Here is a 25506-nt window from a genome sequence, read left to right as displayed (position 1 = left end):
GGGGCAGAATCGCGGACGTGACACGTACTCAGGGTGACGCCCTGCCGCCGGAGGCGTCCTACTCACTCGACCACTTCATCGGCCTGTACGAGGCGAAAGGCGACCCCTGGGACAACGCCACCAAATGGAGCGACCAGCGTAAATACGCGGTCGCCATGGCCAGCCTGCCGCAGCCGCGATACCGCCGCTGCTACGAGCCGGGCTGCGCGGTCGGCGTGCTCAGCGTGATGCTCGCCGCCCGTTGCGACGAGGTGGTCGCGGTGGACTGTGTGGACGAGGCGGTGGTCCAGGCCCGGGCGCTGACCGCCGGACTGCCGAACGTCCGGGTCGAGCGGGCGCTGCTGCCGGCCGAGCTGCCGGGCGGGACGTTCGATCTGATCGTCGTCGGGGACCTGCTCTACTACCTGTCCGCGGCGGATCTGCAGACGATGCTCGACGGGATGGTGGAGCGGCTGGAGGAGGGCGGGGACCTGGTGTCGGCGCATTTCCGGGATCGGCTCAACCCGGGAAACTATGACGGGTTCAACGTGCATGAGGCGATCGCCGCCCGGCCGGGGTTGGCGCGGGTGATCCACCACGAGGACGAGTGGTTCGTCCTGGACGTCTTCCGGAAGGTCGCGGGTTAGCGTTTCCCGGCGCCCGGCGCCCGGCGCCCGGCGCCCGGCGCCCGGCGCCGGGCCGTCAGCCGGCCAGGACCAGGCTCAGCGCGCCCACCCGCTTGGACTTCTTGGCCTCGTACATCGCCTCGTCCGCCCGCCGGATCAGCGCCTCGGCCCGATCCCCGGTACGTCCGGCGGCGGCCCCCACGCTCATCCCCAGGTAGACCTCTTCCCCCGCCACGACGAACGGCAGGGCGGTCATCGCCGCGATCCGCTCGCTCACCCCCGGCACCGCCGTCTCGCCCCGGCAGATCAACACGAATTCGTCCCCGCCGAACCGGCTGACCAGGTCTCCTTCCCGTACGCAGGCGCGCAGCCGGTCGGCCACCAGGGTGAGCAGCTCGTCGCCGGCAGCGTGCCCGAGCCGGTCGTTGACCGGTTTGAAGCCATCCAGGTCGCCGAAGAGGACGGCGAGGGGTTCGGCGGACATGGTGGCTGTGCTGAGGTGGTCGAGGCAGGCGGCGCGGTTCGGCAGGCCGGTCAGCGCGTCACGGGTGGCCAGGTGGTGCAGGGCCTTCTCGGCGGCGCGACGCTGGGCGGCGAGACGGGCGATCCGGATCATGACGAGAGGGGTGAGGGCGGCCGAGGAGAGGGCGATCAGGATGCCGTCGGTGGGCAGGCCGAGGATCGCGCGGCCGCCGCCGACCATCGGGGTGAGGGCCAGCATGACGCCGAGAAAGGTGAGCCGGCCGCGGCTGATCTCGTCGGCGGGGCGGTGGCCGGGGGTCACCCAGGTGGTGATCGACGGGTGCAGCGCGGCCCAGCCGAGTACGGCGTAGGCGGCCAGGTACACCATGTTGGTCCAGTCGGCCCGCACGCCGTCCGGGCCGACGGCGAGGGCCGAGACCACGTCGGCGACCAGTACCAGGGCGACGCTCGCGGTGATCAGCCAGACGGACGCCGAGCGACGGCCGGCCATCGAGACGCGCAGCATCGCGCCCAGTGTCCCGGAGATCATCGTCAGCCCGAGGAACATCGACAGCTGACGTGGCGTCGACTGGTGCTGGGCGGACATGGCGGGCAGCAGCACCGCATCCCAGAGCACCCCGCCGAGCGCGACCGCGGTGATCACCGAGTCGATCACCCCGCCGATGTCGCCGGCGCCGCGCAGTCTGACCACGGCGATCGCCGAGGTCAGCAGGCACAGCCCGCCGCCGGTGTAGAACAGTTCGGCCAGGCTGCCGTCGCCGGTGGCCCGGCCGCCGACCTCGACCAGCACGATCCAGATCAGATTCCCGATGTTGTACGACGTGAGCGCCGCCAGCATCAACCACCACGGCAGCCGCGCGCCGGCCGGGGCGCGACGCAGGGCGTAGCCGACCGCGGGCAGTGCCGCCCCGAGGGTGACCGCCAGGTACGGCCACTGGCGGTCGTCGAACGGCCACGCCAGATAGGTCGCCACCAGCAGCGTGGTGACCGCGACGTAGCAGCGGAGCAGCATGTGGGTCAGATCGGCGGTCACCGGGGCCGGTTGAGGCTTTCCTCCGACCGGGTGCTCTTCGAGTAACCCGGACAAAAATAGCGTTACGGTACGTTCTGTCACGTCCGTTCGGTGAATAAGGGGTCATGCGCGTTCGTTCCACGGTCCTGACCGGCCTGACCTGTCTGAGCCTCGCCGCCTGCACCGCGGGCGCCGGCCCGGGCCCGGCGCCCGCGCCGGTCGTCTCCACCGAGCCGGCGGAGCAGTTCTATGTGGACCCGTCCGGTGCCGCCGAGGCCCAGGTGCGGTCGTGGAACGCGCAGGGCCGGGCGGCCGACGCCACCGCGGTGCGCCGGATCGCCGATCAGCCGGCCGCGGTCTGGTTCGCCGACGCCGACCCCGGGTTCGCCGGCCGGGCCCGTGACCTGGTCACCGCCGCCGCGGCGGCCGGGCGGACACCGGTGCTGGTCGCCTACTACGTGCCGCAGCGCGACTGTGGTGGTCACTCCGGCGGTGGGGCTCCGGACGCCGCGGCCTACCGGGACTGGATCGGTCAGCTGGCCGGCGCGGTGCACGACTCGCCGGCCCTGGTGGTGCTGGAGCCGGACGCGGTCACCCACATCCTGCAGGGCTGTCTGTCGCCGGAGGCGGCCGGTGAGCGGTTCGCGCTGCTCGGCGAGGCGATCCACGCGTTCCGGGCGGATCCGGGGGTGCGCGTCTATCTGGACGCCGGCAACCCGGGCTGGGTCAAGGACGTCGACCGGGTCGTCGACGCGTTGCGCAGCGCGGGCATCGCCGACGCCGACGGCTTCAGCCTGAACGTGGCCAACTTCGAAACCACCCAGGCCAACCTCGATTACGGTACGTCGATCTCGGACCGTCTGGGTGGCACTCACTTCGTGATCGACACGAGTCGCAACGGAAACGGTCCGGCCACCACCGCCACGTCCGGGGACGGCCACTGGTGCAATCCGCCGGGCCGGGCGCTGGGTCCGGCCCCGACCACCCGGACCGGCCACGATCGGGTCGACGCGTACCTCTGGGTGAAACGCCCCGGCGAGTCGGACGGCGCCTGCGGCGACGGCGCCCCACCGGCCGGTCAGTGGTGGCCGGAGTACGCGCTGTCCCTGGCCACCAACTGATTGATCACCGTGGCAGACTCGGCGGATGCAGATCGGGGTGCTCGGGCCTCTCCTGGTGCGCACGCGGGACGGCGCGCCGATCGATGTGCCCGGCGCCCGCCTGCGCGCGCTGCTGGCGATCCTCGCGCTGGAGGCCGGTCGCACCGTGCCGAAAGCCACCCTGGTCGACGGGATCTGGGGTGACACCTCGCCCGCGGACGCCACCAACGCCCTGCACCGCCTGGTGTCCCGCCTGCGCAAGCTGCTGCCCGGCGGCCTGATCGAGGCCCATCAGGACGGTTACCGGCTGGCCACCGACCCCGACTCGGTCGACGCGGTCCGGTTCGAACGGCTGCTGGCCGCCGGCCGCCCGGGGGAGGCCCTGGCCCTGTGGCGCGGCCCCGCCATGCAGGACGTCGGCCTCACCGGCAGTCCCGCCTTCGACGCGGCGGTCACCCGGCTGCAGGAGCAGCGGCTGGCCGCACTGGAGACCCGCGACGCCGGCCCGGAGTCGATCCCCGAACTGACCACCCTGGTGGCCGCCCACCCGGTGCGCGAGCGGCTGGTCGCCGCGCTGATGCGCGCCCTGGTGGCCGGTGGCCGGACCGGCGAGGCACTGCAGGTCTTCCAGCGCACCCGAGAGACGCTGGCCGACACGCTCGGCGTGGACCCGTCCCCGGAGTTGTCCGCGCTGCACGTGGCCCTGCTGCGCGGCGAGGCGGCCGGCCCGCGGGCCGCCGACCGCGGCAACCTGCGGGCCGAGCTGACCAGCTATGTCGGCAAGGACGTCGAGGTGGCCACGGTCCGTGGGCTGATCGGGCGGCACCGGCTGACCACGCTGGTCGGCCCGGGCGGCACCGGCAAGACCCGGATGGCCACCGAGACCGCGCGGTCCATGCTGGACACGCTGCCGGACGGCGCCTGGGTGGTCGAGCTGGCCGGGATCGGCGCGGACGGCGACGTCGCCCAGGCCACCCTGGCCGCGCTCAGGCTCCGCGACGCCCTGCTCGGTGAGGCGCCGGACGCGTCCCCGGTCGACCGGGTGGTGGCCGCCCTGCGCGAGCGGGACGTGCTGCTGATCCTGGACAACTGTGAGCACGTGATCGAGTCCGCGGCCACCTTCGCCCACCGGGTCCTCGGCGAGTGCCGGCGGCTGCGGATCCTGGCCACCAGCCGGGAGCCGCTCGGCATCATCGGCGAGGCGCTCTGGCCGGTCGCGCCGCTGGCGCTGCCGGACGAGGACGCCGCGCCGGAGCACATCGCGGCGTCGCCCGCGGTCCGGCTGCTGCGGGACCGGGCCGCCGCGGTCCGCTCCGACCTGGTCGCCGACCCTCGCGCGCCGGCCACGATGGCCCGGGTCTGCCGGGCGCTGGACGGGATGCCGCTGGCCATCGAGCTGGCCGCGGCCCGGCTGCGCACCATGTCGCTGGAGCAGCTGGCGAACCGGCTCGACGACCGGTTCCGCCTGCTGACCGGCGGCAGCCGGACCGCGCTGCCGCGCCACCGGACACTGCGCGCGGTGATCGACTGGAGCTGGGAGCTGCTCGCCGAGCCGGAGCGGGTGGTGCTGCGCCGCCTGTCGGTGTTCGCCGGCGGGGCCACCCTGGAGGCGGCCGAGCGGGTCTGCGGCGCCGGTGACGAGACCCTCGACCTGATCACCGCGCTGACCGAGAAGTCGCTGGTGGTGGCCGTCGGCGAGGGAGCGCCGCGGTACCGGATGCTGGGGACCGTCCGGGAGTACGCCGAGCAGCGGCTGGCCGAGGCCGGCGAGACCGACGCGGTGCGGCGGGCGCATCTGGCCTGGTTCACCGAGTTCGCCGAGCGGGCCGAGCCGCATCTGCGCCGCGCCGAGCAGTTGGAGTGGCTGGCCCTGCTGGAGGCCGACCACGACAATCTGAGCGCCGCGATGCGCGGGGCGCTGGCCGCCGGCGAGGCCGGGCCGGCGGTGCGGCTGGCCGGGGCGGCCGGCTGGTACTGGTGGTTCGGCGGGCACAAGGCGGAGGGCTACGAGCTGCTGATGGCGGCGGTCGCGCTGCCCGGCGAGGTGGCCGACGACGTCCGCGCGCTGGCGTACGCGTTCGTCATCATGTTCGCCGGGTCCGGGCACGGCGATCAGTTCGCCACCGCCGAGTGGATCCGGCGGGCCCACGCGGCCGGCCGGGATGCCGGCGGCGGGCACCCGGCGCTGCGCCTGGTGACCGCGATGGAGCGGCTGCTGCGGGGCACGGCCGCGGCCGCGTTCGAGCCGCTGCTGGCCGACGACGACCCGTGGGTGCGGGCGCTGGCCCGGCTGCAGATCGGCAAGATGTGGATCGCTCTGGGCCACGAGGCGACCGACGCCGACGCCTACCTGACGGCGGCGCTGCGCGAGTTCCGGGCGATCGGCGACCGGTGGGGGATCTCGTTCGCGCTGACCGAGCTGGCCGGGCGGATCGCCATGCGCGGTGACCTGGCCGCCGCGGGGGAGTGCCTGGAGCAGGCGATCGCGGTGGTGACCGAGGCCGGTGCGATCGAGGACGTGGTGCCGTTGCGGTCCCGGCAGGCGAAGCTGCACTGGCTGGCCGGGGATCCGGCCGCCGCCGCGGCCGCGCTGGCCGAGGCGCAGCGGGTCGCCGGCCGGGTGGCCTGGCCGCACGCGCTGGTCGAGCTGGCCCTGACCCGGGCCGAACTGGCCGCCTGGAGCGGGGACGCGGAGCGGGCCGGCGGGCTGCTCGACGAGGCGATGGCGATGCTGGGCGCGGAGGCCGGTCAACCGATCCTGCGGGCGCTCGGGCACCACATGCGCGGCCGGCTGGCCGCGGATCCGGACGCGGCCCGCGAGCACCACCGGGCGGCGCTGCGCGCGGTGACCGAGGCCGGGCACGCGCCGCTGACCGCCCAGATCCTGACCGGGATCGCCGGTTGGGCACTGGACACCGGGCGGGACGCCGAGGCGGCCCGGCTGCTCGGGGCGGCGGTCGCGGTGCTGGGCATGCCGGACCGCTCGCACCCGGACCCCGCCCGGTTCGAGCTGCGGGCCCGCGACCGCCTCGGCGACCGGGCGTTCGCCGAGGCGGTGCGCGAGGGGGGCGGACCGGACTGGGCCGAGCTGGCCGAGGTCACGCTCGCTTCGTGAAGGCGGACACCGCCCAGAGGTAGCCGCCGACCCCGATCACGAGGCACCAGCCGACCGCGAGGATCGCGTCGTGCCCGGACGGCATGCCGGTGAGCAGCCCGCGGAGGGTCTCGATGATCGGCGTGAACGGCTGGTACTCGGCGAACTGCCGGGCACCCGGCCCCATCTTGTCGGCCGGGACGATGGCGCTGCTGAAGAACGGCAGCATGATCAGCGGCACGGTGGCCAGCCCGGCCGTCTCCACCGTCCTGGCGGTCAGGCCCAGCGCCACGGTCAGCCAGCCCACCGACACGCCGAGCAGCACCACCATGCCGGCCACGCCGAGCCAGTCGAGCAGGCTCGCCGAGGACCGGAAGCCGAGCGCGAACGCGGTGCCGATGATCGCGGCGACGGCGACCACGTTGTTCAGCAGGCTGGCCACCACCTGCCCGGTGAGCACCGCACCGCGGGACACGTCCATCACCTTGAACCGGTTGATGATGCCCTTGGTCATGTCGGCGTTCGTCGCGGTCGCGGTCGCGCTCAGTCCGTAGCAGACGGCCAGCAGGATCATCCCGGGTGTCGCGTAGTCCACATAGTCGACGCCCACACTGAACGCGTCACCCAGCAGGTACACGAACATCAGCATGATCACTACCGGGAACAGCACCGCGTTGAACAGCGTGGTGGGGTTGCGCAGGGTGTGCCGGAAGTTGCGGCGCAGCATGATCATCGAGTCGCTCATCGGTTGCTCTCCTTCGGGGTGTTCCCGGTCAGGGCCAGGAAGACGTCGTCGAGGTCGGGGGTGTGCACCGAGAACTCCTCGGCGTCCAGCGCGTACCCGCCGAGCCGGTCGAGCAGCGAGCGCAGCGACCGGGTGCCGCCGTCGCCGGCCACGCGCAGGGTGAGCGTGTCGTCGTCGCGGGTGGCATCGGGCAGCACCCGGGCGGCCGCGTCCAGGTCGGCCGTGGTGGCGAAGCGCAGCCGGACGTGGCTGCCCGGGATCCGCCGCTTGAGCTCGGCCGCGGTGCCCTCGGCGACCAGCCGGCCCTGATCGAGCACGGCGATCCGGTCGGCCAGCCGGTCGGCCTCCTCCAGGTACTGCGTGGTGAGGAAGATGGTCACCCCGCCGGCGACCAGCCCGCGGATGATCTCCCACATGGTGCGCCGGCTGCGCGGGTCGAGCCCGGTGGTCGGCTCGTCCAGGAAGATGATCCGCGGGTCGCCGACCAGGGTCATCGCCAGGTCCAGCTTGCGGCGCATCCCGCCGGAGTAGGTGGCGGCCAGCCTGTCGCCGGCCGCGGTCAGGTCGAACCGTTCCAGCAGCCCGGTGGCCACGTCGCCGCGCACCCGGCGCAGGTCGGCCATCAGCCGCAGGTTCTCCCGGCCGGTGAGCAGCTCGTCGACCGCCGCGAACTGCCCGGTGACGCCGATCGTGGCGCGTGCCGCCCGGGCCTCGGTGGCCAGATCGTGCCCGGCGATCCGGACCAGGCCGGCGTCCGCGCCGATCAGGGTGGTCAGCACGTTGACGGTGGTGGTCTTGCCGGCCCCGTTCGGGCCGAGCAGGCAGTAGACGGTGCCGGCCGGAACGGTCAGGTCGATGCCGTCGAGGACGACCCTGTCCCCGAAGGCCTTGCGGAGCCCGGAAACCTCAATCGCGGTTGTCATGGGAAGGACGATCGCGGTCCCGGGTGTCACCGCCCTGACAGCGCCCTGACACGCGACCCGCGCCCCGTGACATCGTCACAGGGCGCAGGTCGAAGGGCGGATTACGGGACGTGTACCCAGACCGCCGAGGAGGGCACCGCATCCGTGTCCACCACGAAGAGCATGTACCACCCGGGCGGCACCAGTCCACGGTCGCGGGGGATCTGCACGGTGATCCCGCCCGGCCCGCGGCGCAGGGGCAGCGCCACCGATCGCTGATCCACATCGGTCGCGTGGGTCACCGCGGCCGGCCGGATCAGCCGTGCCGTGCGGATCCGGTCCGCGTCCGGGCTGGGGTAGGAAGCGGTCGCCCCGCGGGCCACCTCGGCCGGCCCGCCGGAGATCCGCGGCCGGGCCCCGCGGAACAGGTAGGGCGGGCTGTAGATCTCCACCCGCTGCTCGAAGACCCCCGGGTTCTTGCCCGACCGGTCGTAGATCGGGTCACCGCCCATGGTCACCACCCGTCCGTCCGGCAGCAGCAGTCCCTCGGAGTGGTAGTCGCGGCCCACGCTGGGCGCCGCCGCGGTCCGGAAGGCGTTGCGGTACGGGTCGTAGAACTGGGCGGTGAGCAGGTCGCTGCGGTTCTGCCCGTGGTACGGCCCACCGCGGTAGCCCGACGATCCGCCGCTGGTGAAGACGGTGTCGTCGGGCAGCACCACGGTGTTCAGGTAGCGCGTCGGGTTCGGCAGGTCCGGTCCGGCGGTGTAGACCGGGTGCGGCCGGCTCAGGTCGGCGATCGCGGTCCGCGCGGTGGAGACCGGGGAGTCACCGACCGCCCCGCCGCCCAGGATCATCACCTTCTGCCGCTGGGCCGGCGGCAGCAGTACCGACGCGCTGGTCTCGGTCATCGTGCCGTCGCGCAGCCCGGGGACCGGCTGGAAGTCGTTGTTCGTCAGGTCCCACAGGCCGGGGGTGCGGCCCACGGTCGCCGACCCGTACCCGGCGTTCGACCCGGAGTAGAACAGCCGCTGGTCCCTGGTCACGAAGAGCGCCGGATAGGTGGGGAAGTTCCGGGTCAGCTGCGGCGCGGCGACCCAGCGGTGCTCCCTGGTCAGGTAGATCTCGTTGCGCCCGGGCAGCATCCGGCCGAACTGATCCAGCCCGGACACGGCGAGCACGTTGCCGCCGGGCAGCGGGGCCAGCGTCGGATACCAGCGGTGGTCGGTCAGGTTGCCGGTCCGCACGTACCGTTCGGTGCGGGGGTCGAACTCGTAGGTGGTGTTGTCCCCGCCGTACTCCTGTTTCTCTCTGTTGATCTTGTCGGCGACGCCGTAGAGGTTCTTCGCGTCCCGCCCGGTCAGTCCGGCGATCTCGTACTGCGCGGGCTGGTTGATCGACTGGGTGTCGCCGGCGATCACCGCGTCCACCCAGACCTCGACCTCGCCGGCGTGCACCATGGTCTGGCCGGCGTGCACCATCTTCATCGCGGCCGGCACGGTGACCGCGGTCCGGGTCGCGTACTGCCGCCCGTCCGGCGCGACGAACCGGGTGCCCTTGGCGATGGTCCGCGGCCCGTGGTCCGGCGACTCGTTCTTGATCTTCATGACCCCGGCCGCGAACCTGATGTTCCCCGGCAGCACCTCGTACGACTTGGTGCCGCCGGCGACCAGCAGCTTGCCGTCCGGCAGGAAGGTGTGCCCGGAGCAGAACATGTCGGACGGGGTCGGCACCAGCGAGAACCCGTCGGTCGCCGGATCCCACAGGATGGTCTTGAACGTACCGGCCTCGAAGTTCTGCCGGTTGTTGCCGGACCCCGCGATGATCAGGACCTTGCCGGTGCTGAGCAGCGCCGCGTGGATTGCGTTGATCTTGAACTTGTCCGGGACGGCCAGCATCGACCAGTGCCCGTACGCCTGCTTGTAGCTCTCCCGGTCGATCCGGAACCGGTGGATGCGGTCGGCCGCGAAGACCACGATCGGCTGGTTCGCGGCGAGCACCGCCGCCACGGCCGGGACGATGGCCAGCGTGCGCAGCAGCCGGCGGGCGAGCGAGGGTTGCGGTCGGGGGATCATGCGTACGTCCTCACGGGTTCCTTGGTGCGTTGCGCGGGGATCGGGGCGGCGGCGACCGGGGCGGGGGGTTTCGCGGCGGTCGCCCAGAGCACCGGCGGAGCCAGGCAGAGCGCCAGGTTCAGCGACGGCCAGAGCCACATCAGACCGCCGGTACGACCGGTCACCACCGCGGTGACCAGCAGGGCCGCGAACACGGCGGCCCAGCACAGGTGGCTGCGGAAGGTGGCGACCCGGTCCGGGCTGGCCGAATCGCCCTTCGGGGTGACCACGAAACCGGCCTGCTGGCGCAGCACCGTCTGGCGGAACGCGGTCACGTAGACCGGGGCGCACAGCGTCGACAGCAGCATCCCGGTCAATCCCGAGGAGCCGGCCTCCTCGTGCGGGCTCACGTTGTGCCGCCGGTTCCACAGGTAGAGGCCGACCTGGAAGAGTGCGGCGTCCACGTAGAGCATCGACCACACCTGCTGCGGCACCTGTACGCCGTGCACCCCGAACGCGATGTGCGCGACCGCGGTGACCGTGCCGAGCAGCCAGGCCAGCGCGGTCGTCGGGTAGTACGCCATCAGCAGCGCGTAGTGCAGCCCGCGGCCCGCGCCGAGCCGTGGCAGGGCCCGCCAGAACGCGCCCGTGCAGACCTCGTCGGTGCCGCGGGACCAGCGGTGCTGCTGGCTGAAGTAGTCGGTCCAGGACGACGGTCCCTCGCCGACGGCCAGCACGTCCGGGGTGTAGACGGAGCGCCAGCGCCGCCCGGTCGCCGGGTTCCGGGTGGCGTGCACGGCGAGGCTGGTCGCCATGTCCTCGGTGATCGAGTCCTGCAGGCCCCCGATGCTGCGCAGGGCGCTGATCCGCACCGCGTTGTTGGTGCCGACCAGCATCGGCGCGCCCAGCCGGTTGCCGGCCCGCTGCAGCAGCGAGTGGAACAGGTACTGCTGCGACTCCGCCCACCGGGTGACCAGGTTGTCGTAGTTGCCGTAGATCTGCGGCCCCACCACGAACGCCACGTCCGGATCCCGGAAATAGCCCAGCAGCCGCTCGCCGAACGACGGCAGCGGCACGTGGTCCGGGTCCACCGAGACGAACACGTCGTAGTCGTCGCCGTGCGCGTCCACCCAGGAGTTGTAGTTGCCGTGCTTGGTCCGCGCCTTGAACGCGCCCTTCGCGGCATTCCACCGGGTGACGCCCTTGCGGCTGAAGTGGCGGGCGCCCACGTCCGCGCACATCTTCCGGACGTCGTCGTCGTTACCCTCATCGAGAAGCCACACGTCGTGCTCGCCGCGGATCCGGACGGCCGCCCGGAGGGTCTGCTCGACCATGGCGACCGGCTCCTTGCCGGGCACGATCGTGGTGAGGAAGGCGACCCGCAGCCCGGCCTCGGGCGGGACCGGCACGGGATCCCGGGCCCGCAGCGTGGCCAGGCACAGAGTGACCACGTTGACCAGGCGGAACAACTCGATCAGGGCGATCGCGCCGATCATGACAGCGGTGACGGGGGAGACGCCACCGGTCAGGTCGGCCGAGGTGAGCAGCCAGCCGAAGAAGGTGGCCTCGCAGGTGAACGCGAAGATGGCGATCAGGAGACTGCGGACCGGGCGATGATGGGCCAGTCTTCGCAGTCTGACCCGGTAGTCACCGTCGGGGACCGGATCCGGGGGACCGGCGAGGCGGCTGAAGCTGTCGTAGTCGTAGGCCATCTTGCTCCCTGAGCAATGTGGACGCACCGATTTACCGATTTTTCATAGGTGAACCGGATTTTTCCGGCACAACTGGACAGTAGTCAGTGATCGCCGGGCCTGGACATCCCCGCTACCCGAACGGGGAGACCGCACGGGTGATCGCCGGGCAATCTCCCGGCGGTTCGCCGCGGACACGCCGAAACCCGGCCGGTGACCGCCGGTCGGATGATTCTGCGGCTCCCCTGCGCTGCGTGATCCGGGTCCGGCGCTTTGCTCGGCAAACCTTCGAACCGAACGGTCCTGTGATCCGTTTGCTTTGTCGAGGCGGCGCGAACGTGACCCGCCGGAGATTCGACAAGGCGGTGGCGATGCTGATCCTGTTCCTGCTCATCCTGGTTCTGGCCGCCGCCTGCGTGCTCGCGGTGCGCGGTGTCCGGGCGGAGGCCCGCAAGGCCGAGGAGCCGCTGCTGGTTCCGGAATCGTTCTTCGCACCGCAGAGCCTCGAAGGCGTCCTCTGCACCCAGCTCCTCGACGGCGACATCACCCGCCGCCAATACCTGCGCTCGATGGCCGGCATCGCGGCCCGCGACGAGGCCCGTCACCCGCTGGTCGTCCCGTGGCACCTGGGCGCCGGCGAGGAATAGACCGAGACCGTCAGAAGCGGTCGAACGGCCGGATCTTCGGGCCGACCGCCGAGATCAGCTGCATCAGCACGATCAGCGTGATCCCGGCGTACGTGTTGACCAGCGCCAGCAGCACCCCGACCAGGTAGACGGCCTGCGCCACCACGATCCGGCGGCGCAGGCCGGCCCGGAAACCCGGATCCCGGTCCTCGCGCAGCAGTCCGGCGCCCTCCGCGTACCGCAGGCAGGCCAGCAGCAGCAGGCCCAGGACCAGCAGGTTCAGCCAGTAGACGGCCAGGGCCAGCCGGACCGTCATGTACTCGGCGAGCAGTGCCGTCGAGAACGGCATGAACGACACCCCGAGCAGGAACGTCAGGTGCAGCCAGCTCAGCTGCCGATCCCCGCGCGCACAGTAGTTGAGTTGCGTCTGCTGGCCGAGCCAGAACATCCCCAGAGTCAGGAAACTCAGCGCGAACGCCAGCGCGCTCGGCCCGACGTGGACCAGCGCACCCCACAGTGCCCGCTCCGGCGCCACCGCGCCGGCACTCCACAGTGGCCGCTGCCGGCTTACCTCTGCGGCCACCGGTACGTGCAGATCCAGCACCAGCAGCGTCATCGTCACGGCGAAGATGCCGTCACTCAACGCCGCGAGCCGCTCGACACTGCCCCCCGAAATCCGGTGATACAGACTCCGCCGGTTCGTCGCGTCCCCATGCTCCACCCGGCGACCATGCCGGAAAAGCCGCGCCGCCGCGGCCCCTGGGAGACGCCGGACGGTCCCGGCCACCCGCGGTCGGGGGTCAGCCGGCGGTGATCCGCGCGTCCTCCTCGGCTGTCGACTCCTGGCGGGCCGGTTCCTCGCGCAGGATCGCGGCGTTCAGCCACCCGTCCGGGATGGCGAACGCGTCGACCAGCGTCCGCAGGTGCGGGCGGAGCTCCTTCAGCAGGTCGTTGATCACGGCGGTGACGGCTTTGGACCGGGCCGGGGTGAGGCGGCCGTGTTCCAGGAACCAGCCGCGGTCCGCCTCGATCGTGGTCAGCGCGTACAGGTCGCAGACCTTGCCGAGCAGCGCCTGCACCCCCGGGTCGGTGGCCCGGTCGATACCGGCGACGAACGCCTCCAGGGTGATCCGGTCGATGTGTGCGGTCGCCGTCTTGAGAACGTGGTCCTGGACGTCGTTGAAGATGTCGAACGGGTGATCCTTTTTGGACGCCGCGCCGCTGCGCAGCCGGCGGATCGCGCCCTCCAGGACGTGCTTCTCCCGGTCCTCGAACATGGTCAGATGCCAGCCCCGGTCGGTGACCGCGACCTCCTCATGGCGGCCCGGGACCGCGCTGACCAGGCGCTGGATCAGTCCGCGGGCGGCGGTGCGCTCCAGGACCATCTCCCGCACCTGCTCGGCCACGAACGTCGTCCGGCCCCAGCCGTCGAGCGAGCCGAACGCGTCCCGGTAGCCGGTCAGCAGCCCCTTCGCGACCAGCTGCAGCAGCACCGTGTTGTCGCCCTCGAAGGTGGTGAACACGTCGGTGTCCGCCTTCAGCGCGGGCAGGCGATTCTCGGACAGGTAGCCGGCGCCGCCGCACGCCTCCCGGCACATCTGGATGGTGTGCGTGGCGTGCCAGGTCTGCATCGCCTTCAGCCCGGCGGCCCGGGACTCCAGCTCCCGCTGCCGGTGCTCGTCGACCGGTTCCGGGCCGGCCTGCACGTCGGCCAGGGTGCCGACCAGTTCCTCCTGGGCGAACAGGTACGCATAGCTGGTGGCCAGCGCGGGCAGCAGCCGCCGCTGGTGGGCGAGGTAGTCGTTGAGCACCACCTCGCGGTCGGCGCCGGGCACCCCGAACTGACGGCGGGTGTCGCCGTAGCGCACCGCGATGGTCAGCGCGGCCCGGGTCGCCGCCGATGCCGCGCCGCCCACGGTCACCCGGCCGCGGACCAGCGTGCCGAGCATGGTGAAGAAGCGCCGGGTGTCGTTCTCGATCGGGCTGGAGTAGGTGCCGTCCGGCGCGACCTGGCCGTACCGGTCGAGCAGCATGTCGCGGGGCACGCGCACATGGTCGAAACTGATCCGCCCGTTGTCCACGCCGAGCAGACCGGCCTTGTGCCCGGCGTCCCCGAGGGTCACCCCCGGCATCGGGTTGCCGTCCGCGTCCCGGATCGGCACCAGCCAGGCGTGCACCCCGCGGCCACGCCCGCCGGTGATCAACTGGGCGAAGACCACCGCCATCCGCCCGTCCCGCGCCGCGTTGCCGATGTAGTCCTTGCGGGCCGCCTCGTGCGGGGTGTGCAGGTCGAACGTCTCGGTCGCCGGGTCGTACTCGCAGGTCGTCCGCAGTTTCTGCACGTCGGAGCCGTGACCGGTCTCGGTCATCGCGAAGCAGCCCATGATCTCGGTGTCGATGATCCCGGGCAGGAACGCCGCGTGATGCCGTTCGGTGCCCAGCGCCACCACCGCCCCGCCGAACAGCCCCCACTGCACGCCGGCCTTCACCATCAGGGACAGGTCGGCGTACGCCAGCATCTCCGCCGCCACCACCGACCCGCCCGGGTCGTCGGAGCCGCCATACGCCCGGGGGAATGCCGAAGCCACCCCGATGTCGGACGGAATCTGCCGGATCAGCCGGGAAACCCGCTCGCGGGCCTCGTCTCCAGTCTCGCCGTAGACCGCCGCGAAGCCGGCCTTGCCGAGCTCGTCACGCACCGCCCGCCGGATGTGCGCCCACCGCCCGTCCAGCACTTCCTGCAGGTGAACCTCATCAAGGGAGTCGCCGATCATGCCCTGAAGTCAAACACGCTCCGAGGCGCCGGGCATGTCGGCCGGGTCGAGTGCACCCGGCGGGCGCCGCGCCGCGGCGCGACGCCGGCTCTGATCCGCTGGTCAGACCGTCGTCATCCGGAGATCGTGGAAGGTCAGGACGAATTCGACGACATAGAGGATGACGATCAGCCAGATGGCGGCGGCGATCAGGCCGCCGGCGGCCTGGGGGCGGCCGCGCTCGCCGGTGCGGTTGATCCGGCGGATCGCCAGGATGCCGAAGATGACGGCGACCGGAGCGAGGCCGATCAGGCCGGTGACCAGGGCGGTCACGGCGAACGGGTGGATCTTTCCGGTCGGCGGGGGTGGCGGATACCCACCGGGGAACGGCGGGTAGCCGGGCGGGTACGCGGCGGGGTATCCCGATGCCGGATAGGGCGGCGGGTAGGCCGCGGAGTACCCGGGAGACGCGGGCGGGTAGGCCGCGGGGTAGCCGGGAGGCGCGGGCGGGTAAGCCGCGGGATAGCCCGGGGGATAGGCCGCCGGGTAGCCGGGAGCGGGATAGCCGGACGTGGGTTCGGCAGGGGTCGGTCCGGGGTGGGGCGGCTGCTCGGTCACTGCTTCTCCGGCGAATCTTGCTCGGCTTCTGGAGGCGTCAAGGTACCGCGGGGCGCCGGAAAATCGCGAATTCCCGTCGGTGGGTCGCTCTACGATCCCGGGCATGCTGAAGTTGAGCTTCGTCGAGGGCGACGCGACCGCGCCTGCCGGCAGCGGCCCGAGGATCATCGCGCACGTCTGCAACGACATCGGCGCCTGGGGCGCGGGCATCGTCCGGACCATCTCGCGCCGCTGGCCCGGCCCGGAGCGGATGTTCCGCGCCTGGCACGCGTCGCCGGGCGCCGAGCCGTTCCGGCTGGGTGCCGTGCAGCTGGTGCCGGTGGAGCCGGAGCTCTGGGTGGCCAACATGATCGTGCAGCACGGCATCGCCACCCGGCGAGGTCTGCGCACCGGCTCGGGTCACGAGCGGGACGCCGGGCCGCCGGTGCGCTACGAGGCGATCCGCGAGTGTCTCGCCACCCTGGCCGTCCACGCGCGGACCCACCGGGCGTCGGTGCACATGCCGCGGATCGGTTGCGGCCTGGCCGGCGGCGTCTGGAGTGAGATCGAGCCGCTGATCGAGGAGACGCTCGGCGCCGCCGACATCCCGACGGTGATCTACGACCTCCGGTGAGCCCCGGGCGGCGCGCCCGGGGCACCGGGTGGTGCGACCTCCGCTAGCCGAACCAGCGGGTGAGCTGACGGTTCAGGTCGCCCTGGGCGGCGCCGAGCCAGGCGATGTGGCCGTCCGGGCGCAGCAGCACCGACGGGGCGTCGGCCGGGTCGGTGACGTGGTCCACGCGGTCGGACCAACCGGTGACGCTCAGGGTTCCGCTGCGGTCCAGCAGCAGGGCCCGGCCCCGGTGCATCAGGTCGTAGAGGCGGCCCTGCGTCAACTCCAGGTCGGGCTGGCGGCGGCCGAGCAGGTCGTCGCCGAAGTCGTAGCGGATGTCCGTGGCGGCGATCTTCTCGATCAGGTGCCGGTTGACGTCGTTGATGTCCATCAGGGTGGTGAGCAGGCGGCGCAGCGCCCGGGCGCCCGGGGTCGGGGCGAGGAGCTCCCTCTGGGCCCGGGTGTTGTCGAGCACCTCGGCGGCCACCGGGTGGCGTTCCGAGTGGTAGGTGTCGAGCAGCCCGTCCGGGGCCCAGCCGCCGATCTCCGCGGCCAGCTTCCAGCCGAGGTTGAAGGCGTCCTGGAGACCCAGGTTGAGGCCCTGTCCGCCGATCGGCGGGTGGATGTGGGCGGCGTCGCCGGCCAGCAGGACCCGGCCGATCCGATAGCGGTCGACGAGACGGGTGGCGTCGCCGAAGCGGGAGAGCCAGCGTGGCGAGTGCAGGCCGAAGTCGGTCCCGGCGGTGGCCCGCAACTCCCGCTTGAAGTCCTCGAGAGTGGGTGGTTCCGCGCGGGTGCTGAGAGTGCGGGCGGGGATGACGACCCGGTACGTCGCGGGCCCGGCCGGGGTGAGCAGGAAACGCCGGTCGGCGCGGCGGATGTCGGCGGCCCGGGCGGCGATCTCCTCGCCGGAGGCGGTGGCTTCCAGCTCGCCCATCAGGGTTTCTGAGCGGGACGGCTCGCCGGGGAAGGGGACGCCGAGCAGTTTACGGACGGTGCTGTGGGAACCGTCGCAGCCGACCAGGAATCGGGCGCGCACCGGCTCGCCGGCGCAGAGGTCGACGGTGACGCCGTCGTCGTCCTGGTCGAATGCGGTGACGGCGACGCCCTGGCGGACTTCGGCGCCCAGGGCCCGGGCATGCTCGGTGAGCTGCTCGACGAGGATCGGCTGGCGGATGCCGAGCAGGTAGGCGTGGGTGGAGTCCAGGCCGGTCGGGACGGGTTTGTCGATGCCGGCGAAGAAACCGGCGGCGGGGCGCTGCCGGCCGTGTTCCCGCAGGCGGTCCAGGAGGCCACGCATGGCGAGCAACTCCAGGCTGCGCATGTGCAGGCCGACGATGCGGACCGCGGCCGGCGGCTCGGTCTCCTTCTCCAGGAGCAGCACGCGGACGTCGTGGAGCCGCAACTCGGCGGCCAGCAGGGCGCCGGTCGGCCCGCAACCGGCGATGATCACGTCGAACATGGGAATGCCTTTCGGGAGTGCCCGGTGACGGCGCTCCCGGCGACGGTGACGTCAGTCGCCCGACCGTGACGGCGGGAGGAGCACCCACAGCGTTGCAGCAGTCATGGGTCCCACCTCCTCGGTCCGCGTCACGTCGGCAGCAAGATATCACCCGTGGCCCGACGGTTCACGTCTGCAGACCCGCGGGCACGGAGCGGGCGTCGCTGTCCGCGGTCTCGTCCGGGCCGGCCAGGGCGGTGAACGCGGCCCACGGCAGGCGGTCGACCTGCTCGGCGGTGCCGGTCTCGGCGATCGCGCGGTAGGCCAGCGACGCGGCGCGCATCGCGGCGAGCAGCGCGGCGACCGGGTGCAGGACCAGCCGGACGCCGGCCGCGGCCAGATCGCTGTCGGTCGAGGCGGGCGGACTGCCGGCGGCTTCACTGCGATCGACCACCAGCGGTACGCCGTTGACCGCCCGGCTGATCCGGTCGAGCTCCCCGAGGTCGTGCACGCCCCCCGGGAGGATCGCGTCGGCGCCCGCCTCGGCGTAGGCGACACAGCGCCGGATCGTCTCGCCCAGGCCGTCGGCCGCGTACGCGTCGGTCCGGGCGATCACCACCAGCTCCGGCACCCGGTCGGCCAGCGCCCTGACCTTGGCGGCCGCCGGCCCGGGAGCGATCACCTCGTGGCGCCCCGTCGCGCCGGCCCGGTCCGGCAGCCGCAGCCCGGAGATGCCGGCCCGGTCCGGCAGCGGCAGCCCGGAGATGCCGGCCCGATCCGGTAGGTGCAGCCCGGAGATGCCGGCCCGGTGGTAGGCGAGGCCGGTCCACACGGCGTGCTCCGGGTCGTCGAAACCGGTGTCCGCGTCGGCCAGCACCGGCACCCCGTTCAGCACCGGGACCAGGATGGACGCCCGGTCGGCGAGCTGTGTCGCGGGGACGAAGCCGAGGTCGGGGCGGCCCAGCATGGTCGCCGAGACGGCCGCGCCGGACAGGTGGACGGCCCGGTGCCCGGCGGCGACCGCGAGCGCGGCGGTCGCCGGGTCGTGGACGCCGGGCACGTGGGTGACCCGGCCGGAGTGCAGGAGGGCGCGCAGAGCGGTGGCGGTCATCAGGACAGTGTCATCTTTGTCATGCTCATCGGGCTCTCCCGGGTGACGTTTGTTGCCGGCCTCGGCCGTGCCGGATCGGCTTTGATCTTGATGATTTCGTGAGGTTACGGGAGATCAGCGGGGCGGTACGCTCACGCGATGTTCGACGAGGCTGTTGTGGTGGGTGTCACGGCGTTCTGTGAGAGCGCGGCGCCGGTGAGCGGGGATGAGGTCAAGGGGAAGCTGCTCAGCGGCGGCGTGGAGCCGTGGCTGGCGGAGCGGCTCACCTACTTCCTGCCGCTCGCCTTCGGACGCCGGGTGATCGACGGGGCGTCGGTGGACGAGACGTTCCTCGACGGGGAGACCCGGCGGCGTCTCGACCGGGACCCGGTCTACCAGGCGGCGGCCCGGCGAGCCCTGATCGCCGACGAGGCGGAGATCGCCCGGATCGCCGGGTACAGCAGTGAGGTGGCGGCGGTCAGCCAGGCCGTGCAGGGCGGGGCGGAGCTCACGAAGCTGCGCCTCGGGCCGATCGCGCTGGAGGACGCGCTGCTGCCGGTCGGGTCGGGCAGTGGCGGGGTGCCGTCGCCGGCGAGCGTGTTCGCGCACTGGATGACCGCGTACGGGGTGCCGATCGGCGACGATCTGCGGCTGGGCGAGGCCGAGTTCCGGGCCACCCTGGCGGCGCATCCGCGGCCGGCGCCGGAGCTGGTGGTGGCGCAGGTGAACTTCGCGGTGAACCATCCGGCGCTGGCCCGCCCGTGGATGGTGGAGAGCTGCGTCGGGGTGGCGCCCACCTGGAAGGAGGCGATCTTCCAGACCCTCGCGATGTTCGAGCGGGCGGTCGCCTACCCGATGATCGCCGCCCTGCTGGACCGCGGCGCGGCCGGCGACAACGTGCACGTGGAACGCTTCAGCCACCCGGCCGGCGAGTTCGACCTGCTGCTCGGCGCGCAGGTGGACCTGTTCGCGACCGACCCGGTGCCGTCCGCCGAGGCGGTCCTCGACGAGCTGCTCGCCGCCCTCCGGGACGTCCCGCTGAGCCGGGCGGTGCACGCGCTGCGCTTCTTCACCGCCTACCAGGACGGCCGGATGCTGACCAACGAGGTCTTCCTCGACGGCGAACCGTGGGAGGCCGGCTCGAAGGTGACCGCCGCCGCCCCCGCCCCGCTACCGACCGGCCCGGTCGGCGTCCGCGTCTTCGCCTTCCTGGTCCCGGTCGGCTAGCACGTCACCCGGACCAGCGGGGCGCAGTGGTCGCTGAGCAGATCACCGGTGAACAGCAGCTCACGTGCGGCGACGTGCCACCCGTCGCCGCTGACCAGCAGGTAGTCGATGCGGTGAGCGGTGCTGCCGGCCGGCAGGCATTCGATGCGGAACGTGGCGCGCGGGTCGCCGGCGAACGGGTCCGTCCAGGTGTCGCCATCGGTGACCGCCGAATACAGCGGGCTGTCGGCGGCCACGTTGAAGTCGCCGCCGAGGATGCGCAACGGCGCGTCGCCGGCCGCCCGCATCGCCGCGTGCAGGGACCTCAGCTGCCCGCGTTGCAGAGCGTCATGGCGGTTTCCGGTGGACCAGTCACCGTCCCGATTGGACGTCAGCTGGGTGTTGCCGAGCAGCGCCCCGTCCGCGGTCCGGGCCGTCAGCAGACCGCGGAACCAGCGTCCCGCCGCCGCCCGGACCAGTTGGCTGCGATGTCCGGCGGGCACGCCGGCGAAGCGCCGGAATCGGGGTTCGCTCAGCGGTTCCCGGCCGCCGATCGCCAGACCGCTCTTGCAGACCCAGTTGCGGTACGAGGGCAGCCGGGCCCGGATGTCGCGTAGTGCCCGCCGCGTCCACACCTCCTGCAGCAGCACCGCCTGCGCGCCGGAGTCCTCCAGCTGTTCGCCGATCGCCGCCGCCCGCTCGCGCAGCGGCGGCAGGCTGTTGCGCAGCCCGACACAGAGATTGAGCGATACCACCGTCATCTGTCGCATGTAGGTATCGTCCGGGTGTGAACGACGATCTTCTGGCTGATTTCGTCCGTGTCGACCGGGAACGGCGACTGGGGACCTACGGCATCCACGTGTACCGGGAGGGGCACGAACCGCTGACCCACCGGTTCCGGTCCGACGACCGGGTCAATCTGTACTCGGTGTCCAAGACGTTCACGTCGGTGGCGGCCGGGCTGGCCGAGGCCGACGGCCGGTTCCGGCTCGACGACCTGTTCCTCGACCACTTCCCGGAGCTTCGCGGGATCGCCGCGGACGGGTTCGAGCGGGTCACCGTGCGGCATCTGATCACGATGACCAGCGGGTCGACGCACAAGTGGTTCGCCAGTGAGCGGATCGACGCGGCGGATCTGCTGCACGAGTTCCTGGCGGCGCCACTGGACGCCGAACCGGGGGAGCGGTTCTCGTACACCGGCTCGGGGCCCTATGCGGTGGGCCGGCTGATCGCCCGGACCACCGGCGCCGACGTGCGGGCCTACCTGCTGCCGCGGCTGTTCCGGCCGCTGGACCTGCACAACCCGGCGTGGCACACCTGCCCGCTGGGGTTCCCGTTCGCCGAGTCCGATCTGTTCCTGAAAACCGGGGAGCTCGCGCGCTTCGCGCGGCTGCTGCTGCAGGAGGGCGTCTGGGAGGGACGGCAGATCATTCCGGCGGAGTACGTGCGGCGGATGCCCGCCGAGACCGTCGACACCACCGCGATGGCGCAGCGCGCCGCCCAGTTCGGGCACGGTTACGGCCTCGGCGTCTGGCTCAGCGGGGACGGCACGTACCGGATGGACGGAGCGTACGGTCAGTATGCGCTGATCGACCCGGAGCGACGGGTGACCGTCACCGCGACCGCGCACAGCGAGGGCGAGCACGAGGAAGACCTGTTCGAGGCACTCGCCGAGCTCCTGAAGCGCGTCGCGGGATAGGCGATCCCCGATGCGGCCAGGGAGGCGGAGAGCGGGACCCGGTATGCCCGGATCCCGCCCGGCGCGTCCACCGGACTCTGCGCCCGCGGGAGGTCATGCGGCCGCGTGGGACTCCCAGGTGGCGAACATCGAGGCGTAGCGGCCGCCGGCGGCGATCAGCTCGTCGTGCGAGCCGGATTCGAGGATGCCGCCGTCGTCGACGACGATCACCCGGTCGGCGCGACGCGCGGTGGACAGGCGGTGTGCCACCAGGATCGCCGTCCGGCCCTGCAGGAGGCGCTGGACGGCGGCCTCGACCCGCAGCTCGGAACGCAGGTCGAGGCTCGAGGTGGCCTCGTCGAGCACGATGATCCGCGGGGCGGCGACGAAGACGCGGGCCAGCGCGATCAACTGGCGTTCGCCGGAGGAGACCGACTGGCCGCGCTCGTGCAGGACGGTGTGCAGGCCGTCCGGCGAGCGGTCCACCAGGTCCCGCAGGCCGACCGCGTCGACGGCGGCGTCCACCTCGGCGTCGGCGGCGTCCGGGCGGGCGAAGGCGATGTTGTCCCGCAGGCTGCCGGCGAACAGGAACGGCTCCTGCGGGACGACCCCGACCTGCCGGTGCAGCGAGTCGAGGGTCACCTCGCGCAGGTCGTGACCGTCGATCAGGATCGCGCCGCGGTCCGGGTCGTAGAGCCGGGCGACCAGTTTGGCCAGCGTGGACTTGCCGGCGCCGGTCGGGCCGACGCAGGCGATCGTCTCGCCCGGCGCGATGCGCAGGGTGACGTCGCGCAGGACGGGACGGTCCGGCACGTACCCGAAGGAAACGCCGCGGAACTCGATGCCGCCGGTCGCCGGCGGCAACTGCCGGGCGTCGATGCTCTCCGGTACGCCGGTGACCGTCCCGAGCAGCCCGCGCAGCTTGCCGAGGGCCGCCCTGGCCTGCTGATAGTTGGTGTACAGCTGGACCAGCTGCTGCACCGGCTGGAAGAACGCGTTGATGTACAGCACGAACGCGGTCAGCTCGCCGATGGTCAGCTCGCCGCGCAGCACCCGCCGGCCGCCGATCGCCAGCAGCGCGGCCAGGCCCAGCAGGCCGATCACCGAACTGCCCGGCCCGTACACCGCGTTGATCCGTCCGGTGTGGTCGTTGGCGTCCCGGTACGCGCCGACCACCTCGCGGTGCTCGACCACGCTGCGCTGCTGCCGGTTGTGCGCGGTGATCACGCGAACGCCGTACAGACTCTCCGAAAGGTGTGAGAAGAGAGCGGCGATCGCGTCGCGCTGCCGCCGGTAGCCGAGGTCGGCGGCCCGGCGGAACCAGATCGACAGGGCGGCCAGGGGCGGCACCACCAGCAGCAACGTGATCAGCGCCAGCTCCGCGTCGTAGTGCACCAGGACGACGGTGACCACGATCATGGTGAGGCCCTGGATCAGGAACTGGGCGAAACCCTCCTGCAGCAGCTGCTGCAACGCCTCCACGTCGGAGGTCATCCGGGTCATCGTGACGCCGGCCTTCTCCCTGGTGTAGAAATCCAGGCTGAGACGCTGCAGGTGGGCGAAGACCCGGACGCGCAGATCACGGGTGACGTACGCGGCGAGCCGGCCACTCTGCCGGATCCGCACCCCGGAGGCGACCGCGGTCAGGGCGACCGCGGCGACGAACGCCAGCGCCGAGACGACAAGCACCGGGACGTCGCGGGCCACGATGCCGTGGTCGATGCCGATCTGCACCAGCAGCGGGCCGGCCTGCAGCAGCAACGCCTCGGCCAGGACGGCCAGTGCGGCGGTGACCAGCAAGCCCGGGCGGTTGGCCAGCAGCGACCACAGGGTCAGCCGGCGGGTGTCGGGCTGTTGGTGGAACGGCTCGTCCGGAGCCGGCAGCGGCGGCTCGGCGGCCTCCAGGCGGGCGACGCCGGCGGCCAGCTCGGGCGGGATGCCGGCGAACGGGGTGCCGCTGCCGTGCCGGCCGGGGATGGCGTGGCCCGGGCCGCCGAAGCCGCCTCCGAACATGCTCATGCGACCGGCTCCTTCTGGGCCAGAACCGCGCTGTAGCGCGGCTCGGAGGCGAGCAACTCGGCGTGTGTGCCGTCGGCGAGGACGCGACCGTCGTCGATCAGGATGACCCGGTCCGCGAGGCCTATCGTGGCGAGGCGGTGCGCCACCATGATCGTGGTGCGGCCGGCCATCAGGGCGCGCAGCGACTCGTGGATCTCGTGCTCGACGCGGACGTCGACCGCGCTGGTGGCGTCGTCCAGGATCAGGATCGGGGGGTTGACCAGCAGCGCCCGGGCGATGGCGACGCGCTGGCGCTGGCCGCCGGAGAGGGTGTAGCCACGCTCGCCGACCACCGTGTCGTATCCCTGGGGGAGCTCCTGGATGAACTCGGCGGCGCCGGCCGCGGTGGCGGCGGCGATGACCTGCTCCCTGGTGGCGTGCGGGTGTCCGAAAGCGATGTTGTCGTGCAGGGAGATGGAGAAGAGGAAGGGCTCGTCGGGGACGATCCCCACCCGGTCCCGCAGGGTCGCCAAGGGGTAGTCGCGGACGTCCACGCCGTCGATCTCCACGGTGCCCTCGGTGACGTCGTAGAAGCGGGCGGCCAGCCGGGCGATGGTCGATTTGCCCGATCCGGTGGCGCCGACCAGGGCCACGGTTTCGCCCGGTTCGAGGTGGAGGGTGAGGCCCTTGAGGCCCGGGGTGCCGTCCGGGTAGGCGAAGCGGACATCGTCGAAAGAGACGGCGCCCCGCGGCGGCGGCGCCGCGGCCTCTGTTCTCTCGGTTATCTCGGCTTCTGTATCGAGAATGTCGTAGATGCGGCGGGCGGAGGCGGCGGCTCGCTGGCCCATCATGATGATCATGCCGAGCATCCGGAACGGCGGCTGCAGCATCAGGATGTAGGAGTTGAAGGCCACCACGGTGCCGACCGTCGCGTGCCCGTTCAGCACCATCAGGCCGCCGATCAGCAGGACCAGCGCCAGGCCGAGCCGGGGCAGGTTGTCCATCACCGGCGTCCAGCGGCTGCGCAGCCTCGCGTCGGTGGCGTAGGCCCAGCGGACCCGGTCGGCGGCCGACGCCAGGGTGTCCACCTGCTGCTGCTCGGCCGCGAACGCCTTGACGATCCGCACGCCCTGGATGTTCTCGTCGACCACCGTGGCCACCCCGGCCAGGCGCGCCTGGATCAGCCAGGACACCGGGAATATCGCCTTGCGCATCCGGACGCCGAGCACCGCGATGGCCGGCATGGTCAGCATCGACACCACGGCCAGCAACGGGTTGACCGAGATCATCAGTCCGAACGCGATCACCGCGATCATGCACTGGACCAGGATCGACGGGCCGAACGTCAGATACATCTGCACGGCGCGGATGTCGGCGGTGGCCCGGGAGATCAGCTCACCGGACTGCACCCGGTCGTAGAAACCGTACGACATCCGCATGAAGTGGCTGAAGACCGTGCTGCGCAGGTCGTACTCCAACTCGTAGGCCGTGCGCAGCAGGTAGAGCCGGGCCAGATAGTTGATCACGCCCTGGATCAGCGACAGGGCGGTGATCAGGGCGACGTAGCGGGACAGGCCGGCGGTGTGCGCGACCAGCGCCCGGTCGATGCCGATCCGGACCAGATTCGGGATCTGCACCTGCACGACCAGCCCGACGAAGGACAGCACGAGTGAGGTGACCAGCAGGGCGCGGTGTGACCGGAGCAGCGGCCAGGCGCGCCGCAGCCAGCTCTTCGACGGGTCGGGATCGATGCCGGCCCGCGGGGCACGGCGAGGGGCAGGTGACAAGGGTGCTCCTTACCGATGTTGTCCTTAGCCTAGC

The 25506-nt window shown here is 72.2% G+C and carries 20 protein-coding genes; 7 read left to right on the top strand and 13 right to left on the bottom strand.

The features are described from left to right. Positions 1–17: 17 nt before the first annotated feature. Positions 18–626: a trans-aconitate 2-methyltransferase gene (locus ACSP50_RS27305; RefSeq protein ID WP_014692537.1), complete on the top strand. Its 609-nt coding sequence runs from the start codon at positions 18–20 to the stop codon at positions 624–626. A gap of 55 nt (positions 627–681) precedes the next feature. Here ACSP50_RS27305 and ACSP50_RS27300 read toward each other — a convergent pair whose 3' ends face one another. Then, positions 682–2121: a GGDEF domain-containing protein gene (locus tag ACSP50_RS27300; protein ID WP_014692536.1), complete on the bottom strand. Its 1440-nt coding sequence runs from the start codon at positions 2119–2121 to the stop codon at positions 682–684. 104 nt (positions 2122–2225) lie between these two features. Between ACSP50_RS27300 and ACSP50_RS27295 the strand changes: the two genes are divergently transcribed. Both ACSP50_RS27295 and ACSP50_RS27290 read left to right on the top strand, forming a co-directional pair. After that, positions 2226–3221, top strand: a complete 996-nt coding sequence (locus ACSP50_RS27295) for a glycoside hydrolase family 6 protein (RefSeq protein WP_014692535.1) — start codon at positions 2226–2228, stop codon at positions 3219–3221. A 25-nt stretch (positions 3222–3246) separates the two neighbouring features. After that, complete coding sequence (locus ACSP50_RS27290) at positions 3247–6315, top strand: BTAD domain-containing putative transcriptional regulator (protein ID WP_014692534.1); 3069 nt, start codon at positions 3247–3249, stop codon at positions 6313–6315. Here ACSP50_RS27290 and ACSP50_RS27285 read toward each other — a convergent pair. From ACSP50_RS27285 to ACSP50_RS27270, 4 genes are all read right to left on the bottom strand, one after another. Then, on the bottom strand, positions 6299–7039 hold the full coding sequence (locus ACSP50_RS27285) for an ABC transporter permease (RefSeq protein WP_014692533.1): 741 nt from the start codon (positions 7037–7039) through the stop codon (positions 6299–6301). The two genes, ACSP50_RS27290 and ACSP50_RS27285, sit on opposite strands and share 17 nt — an antisense overlap. Beyond that, positions 7036–7962: an ATP-binding cassette domain-containing protein gene (locus tag ACSP50_RS27280; protein WP_014692532.1), complete on the bottom strand. Its 927-nt coding sequence runs from the start codon at positions 7960–7962 to the stop codon at positions 7036–7038. The genes ACSP50_RS27285 and ACSP50_RS27280 overlap by 4 nt, the downstream gene beginning before the upstream one ends. Before the next feature lie 101 nt (positions 7963–8063). Beyond that, on the bottom strand, positions 8064–10013 hold the full coding sequence (locus ACSP50_RS27275) for a galactose oxidase early set domain-containing protein (RefSeq protein ID WP_014692531.1): 1950 nt from the start codon (positions 10011–10013) through the stop codon (positions 8064–8066). Continuing rightward, positions 10010–11704 (bottom strand): glycosyltransferase family 2 protein, encoded by a 1695-nt coding sequence (locus tag ACSP50_RS27270; RefSeq protein ID WP_014692530.1) that lies wholly within the window; start codon positions 11702–11704, stop codon positions 10010–10012. The genes ACSP50_RS27275 and ACSP50_RS27270 overlap by 4 nt, the downstream gene beginning before the upstream one ends. Positions 11705–12021: 317 nt before the next feature. Between ACSP50_RS27270 and ACSP50_RS27265 the strand changes: the two genes are divergently transcribed. Continuing rightward, positions 12022–12330 carry a hypothetical protein gene (locus ACSP50_RS27265; protein ID WP_014692529.1) on the top strand — a complete coding sequence of 103 codons (309 nt, stop codon included), beginning with the start codon at positions 12022–12024 and terminating at the stop codon, positions 12328–12330. Positions 12331–12340: 10 nt separating this feature from the next. Here ACSP50_RS27265 and ACSP50_RS44890 read toward each other — a convergent pair whose 3' ends face one another. From ACSP50_RS44890 to ACSP50_RS27250, 3 genes are all read right to left on the bottom strand, one after another. Then, entirely contained in the window at positions 12341–13030 is a 690-nt protein-coding gene (locus ACSP50_RS44890) for a TMEM175 family protein (RefSeq protein ID WP_014692528.1), read from the bottom strand. Positions 13031–13109: 79 nt separating this feature from the next. Beyond that, positions 13110–15083, bottom strand: coding sequence for an acyl-CoA dehydrogenase (locus ACSP50_RS27255; protein WP_014692527.1), 1974 nt, complete (start codon positions 15081–15083; stop codon positions 13110–13112). Between the two features lie 102 nt (positions 15084–15185). Then, positions 15186–15680: a DUF4190 domain-containing protein gene (locus ACSP50_RS27250; RefSeq protein ID WP_014692526.1), complete on the bottom strand. Its 495-nt coding sequence runs from the start codon at positions 15678–15680 to the stop codon at positions 15186–15188. 103 nt (positions 15681–15783) lie between these two features. On the opposite strand from ACSP50_RS27250, the gene ACSP50_RS27245 reads away from it, so the two are divergent. Next, entirely contained in the window at positions 15784–16293 is a 510-nt protein-coding gene (locus tag ACSP50_RS27245; protein ID WP_014692525.1) for a macro domain-containing protein, read from the top strand. 43 nt (positions 16294–16336) lie between these two features. Here the strand turns inward: ACSP50_RS27245 and ACSP50_RS27240 are convergent, their stop codons facing one another. Both ACSP50_RS27240 and ACSP50_RS27235 read right to left on the bottom strand, forming a co-directional pair. Further along, entirely contained in the window at positions 16337–17734 is a 1398-nt protein-coding gene (locus ACSP50_RS27240; protein WP_014692524.1) for an FAD-dependent monooxygenase, read from the bottom strand. A 166-nt stretch (positions 17735–17900) separates the two neighbouring features. Further along, positions 17901–18824, bottom strand: a complete 924-nt coding sequence (locus ACSP50_RS27235; RefSeq protein WP_014692523.1) for an oxaloacetate decarboxylase — start codon at positions 18822–18824, stop codon at positions 17901–17903. Positions 18825–18962: 138 nt separating this feature from the next. On the opposite strand from ACSP50_RS27235, the gene ACSP50_RS27230 reads away from it, so the two are divergent. Further along, a complete protein-coding gene (locus tag ACSP50_RS27230) occupies positions 18963–20030 on the top strand; it encodes a DUF6348 family protein (protein ID WP_014692522.1) in 1068 nt (355 codons plus the stop codon). On the opposite strand, the gene ACSP50_RS27225 is transcribed toward ACSP50_RS27230, so the two are convergent. Beyond that, entirely contained in the window at positions 20027–20779 is a 753-nt protein-coding gene (locus tag ACSP50_RS27225) for an endonuclease/exonuclease/phosphatase family protein (RefSeq protein ID WP_014692521.1), read from the bottom strand. The two genes, ACSP50_RS27230 and ACSP50_RS27225, sit on opposite strands and share 4 nt — an antisense overlap. 17 nt (positions 20780–20796) lie before the next feature. Here ACSP50_RS27225 and ACSP50_RS27220 point away from each other — a divergent pair, with 17 nt between their 5' ends. Continuing rightward, on the top strand, positions 20797–21708 hold the full coding sequence (locus tag ACSP50_RS27220) for a serine hydrolase (RefSeq protein ID WP_014692520.1): 912 nt from the start codon (positions 20797–20799) through the stop codon (positions 21706–21708). A gap of 93 nt (positions 21709–21801) precedes the next feature. Here ACSP50_RS27220 and ACSP50_RS27215 read toward each other — a convergent pair whose 3' ends face one another. After that, on the bottom strand, positions 21802–23706 hold the full coding sequence (locus ACSP50_RS27215) for an ABC transporter ATP-binding protein (protein WP_014692519.1): 1905 nt from the start codon (positions 23704–23706) through the stop codon (positions 21802–21804). Beyond that, positions 23703–25472: an ABC transporter ATP-binding protein gene (locus tag ACSP50_RS27210; RefSeq protein WP_014692518.1), complete on the bottom strand. Its 1770-nt coding sequence runs from the start codon at positions 25470–25472 to the stop codon at positions 23703–23705. Before ACSP50_RS27210 ends, ACSP50_RS27215 begins: the two co-directional genes overlap by 4 nt. Positions 25473–25506 lie beyond the last annotated feature (34 nt).

Origin of the sequence: Actinoplanes sp. SE50/110, from assembly GCF_900119315.1 — a bacterium.
Lineage (GTDB): Bacteria > Actinomycetota > Actinomycetes > Mycobacteriales > Micromonosporaceae > Actinoplanes.
The sequence above is the reverse complement of the archived record's forward strand: the minus strand, read 5'-3'. Positions and strand labels throughout refer to the sequence as shown.

What these genes read in the sequence shown, in the direction of transcription:
- ACSP50_RS27295 (WP_014692535.1), top strand. Translation starts at nt 2,226, where the DNA reads ATGCGCGTTCGTTCCACGGTCCTGACCGGCCTGACCTGTCTGAGCCTC.
- ACSP50_RS27290 (WP_014692534.1), top strand. Translation starts at nt 3,247, where the DNA reads ATGCAGATCGGGGTGCTCGGGCCTCTCCTGGTGCGCACGCGGGACGGC.
- ACSP50_RS27285 (WP_014692533.1), bottom strand. Translation starts at nt 7,039, where the DNA reads ATGAGCGACTCGATGATCATGCTGCGCCGCAACTTCCGGCACACCCTG.
- ACSP50_RS27280 (WP_014692532.1), bottom strand. Translation starts at nt 7,962, where the DNA reads ATGACAACCGCGATTGAGGTTTCCGGGCTCCGCAAGGCCTTCGGGGAC.
- ACSP50_RS27275 (WP_014692531.1), bottom strand. Translation starts at nt 10,013, where the DNA reads ATGATCCCCCGACCGCAACCCTCGCTCGCCCGCCGGCTGCTGCGCACG.
- ACSP50_RS27270 (WP_014692530.1), bottom strand. Translation starts at nt 11,704, where the DNA reads ATGGCCTACGACTACGACAGCTTCAGCCGCCTCGCCGGTCCCCCGGAT.
- ACSP50_RS27255 (WP_014692527.1), bottom strand. Translation starts at nt 15,083, where the DNA reads ATGATCGGCGACTCCCTTGATGAGGTTCACCTGCAGGAAGTGCTGGAC.
- ACSP50_RS27245 (WP_014692525.1), top strand. Translation starts at nt 15,784, where the DNA reads ATGCTGAAGTTGAGCTTCGTCGAGGGCGACGCGACCGCGCCTGCCGGC.
- ACSP50_RS27240 (WP_014692524.1), bottom strand. Translation starts at nt 17,734, where the DNA reads ATGTTCGACGTGATCATCGCCGGTTGCGGGCCGACCGGCGCCCTGCTG.
- ACSP50_RS27235 (WP_014692523.1), bottom strand. Translation starts at nt 18,824, where the DNA reads ATGACCGCCACCGCTCTGCGCGCCCTCCTGCACTCCGGCCGGGTCACC.
- ACSP50_RS27230 (WP_014692522.1), top strand. Translation starts at nt 18,963, where the DNA reads ATGTTCGACGAGGCTGTTGTGGTGGGTGTCACGGCGTTCTGTGAGAGC.
- ACSP50_RS27225 (WP_014692521.1), bottom strand. Translation starts at nt 20,779, where the DNA reads ATGCGACAGATGACGGTGGTATCGCTCAATCTCTGTGTCGGGCTGCGC.
- ACSP50_RS27215 (WP_014692519.1), bottom strand. Translation starts at nt 23,706, where the DNA reads ATGAGCATGTTCGGAGGCGGCTTCGGCGGCCCGGGCCACGCCATCCCC.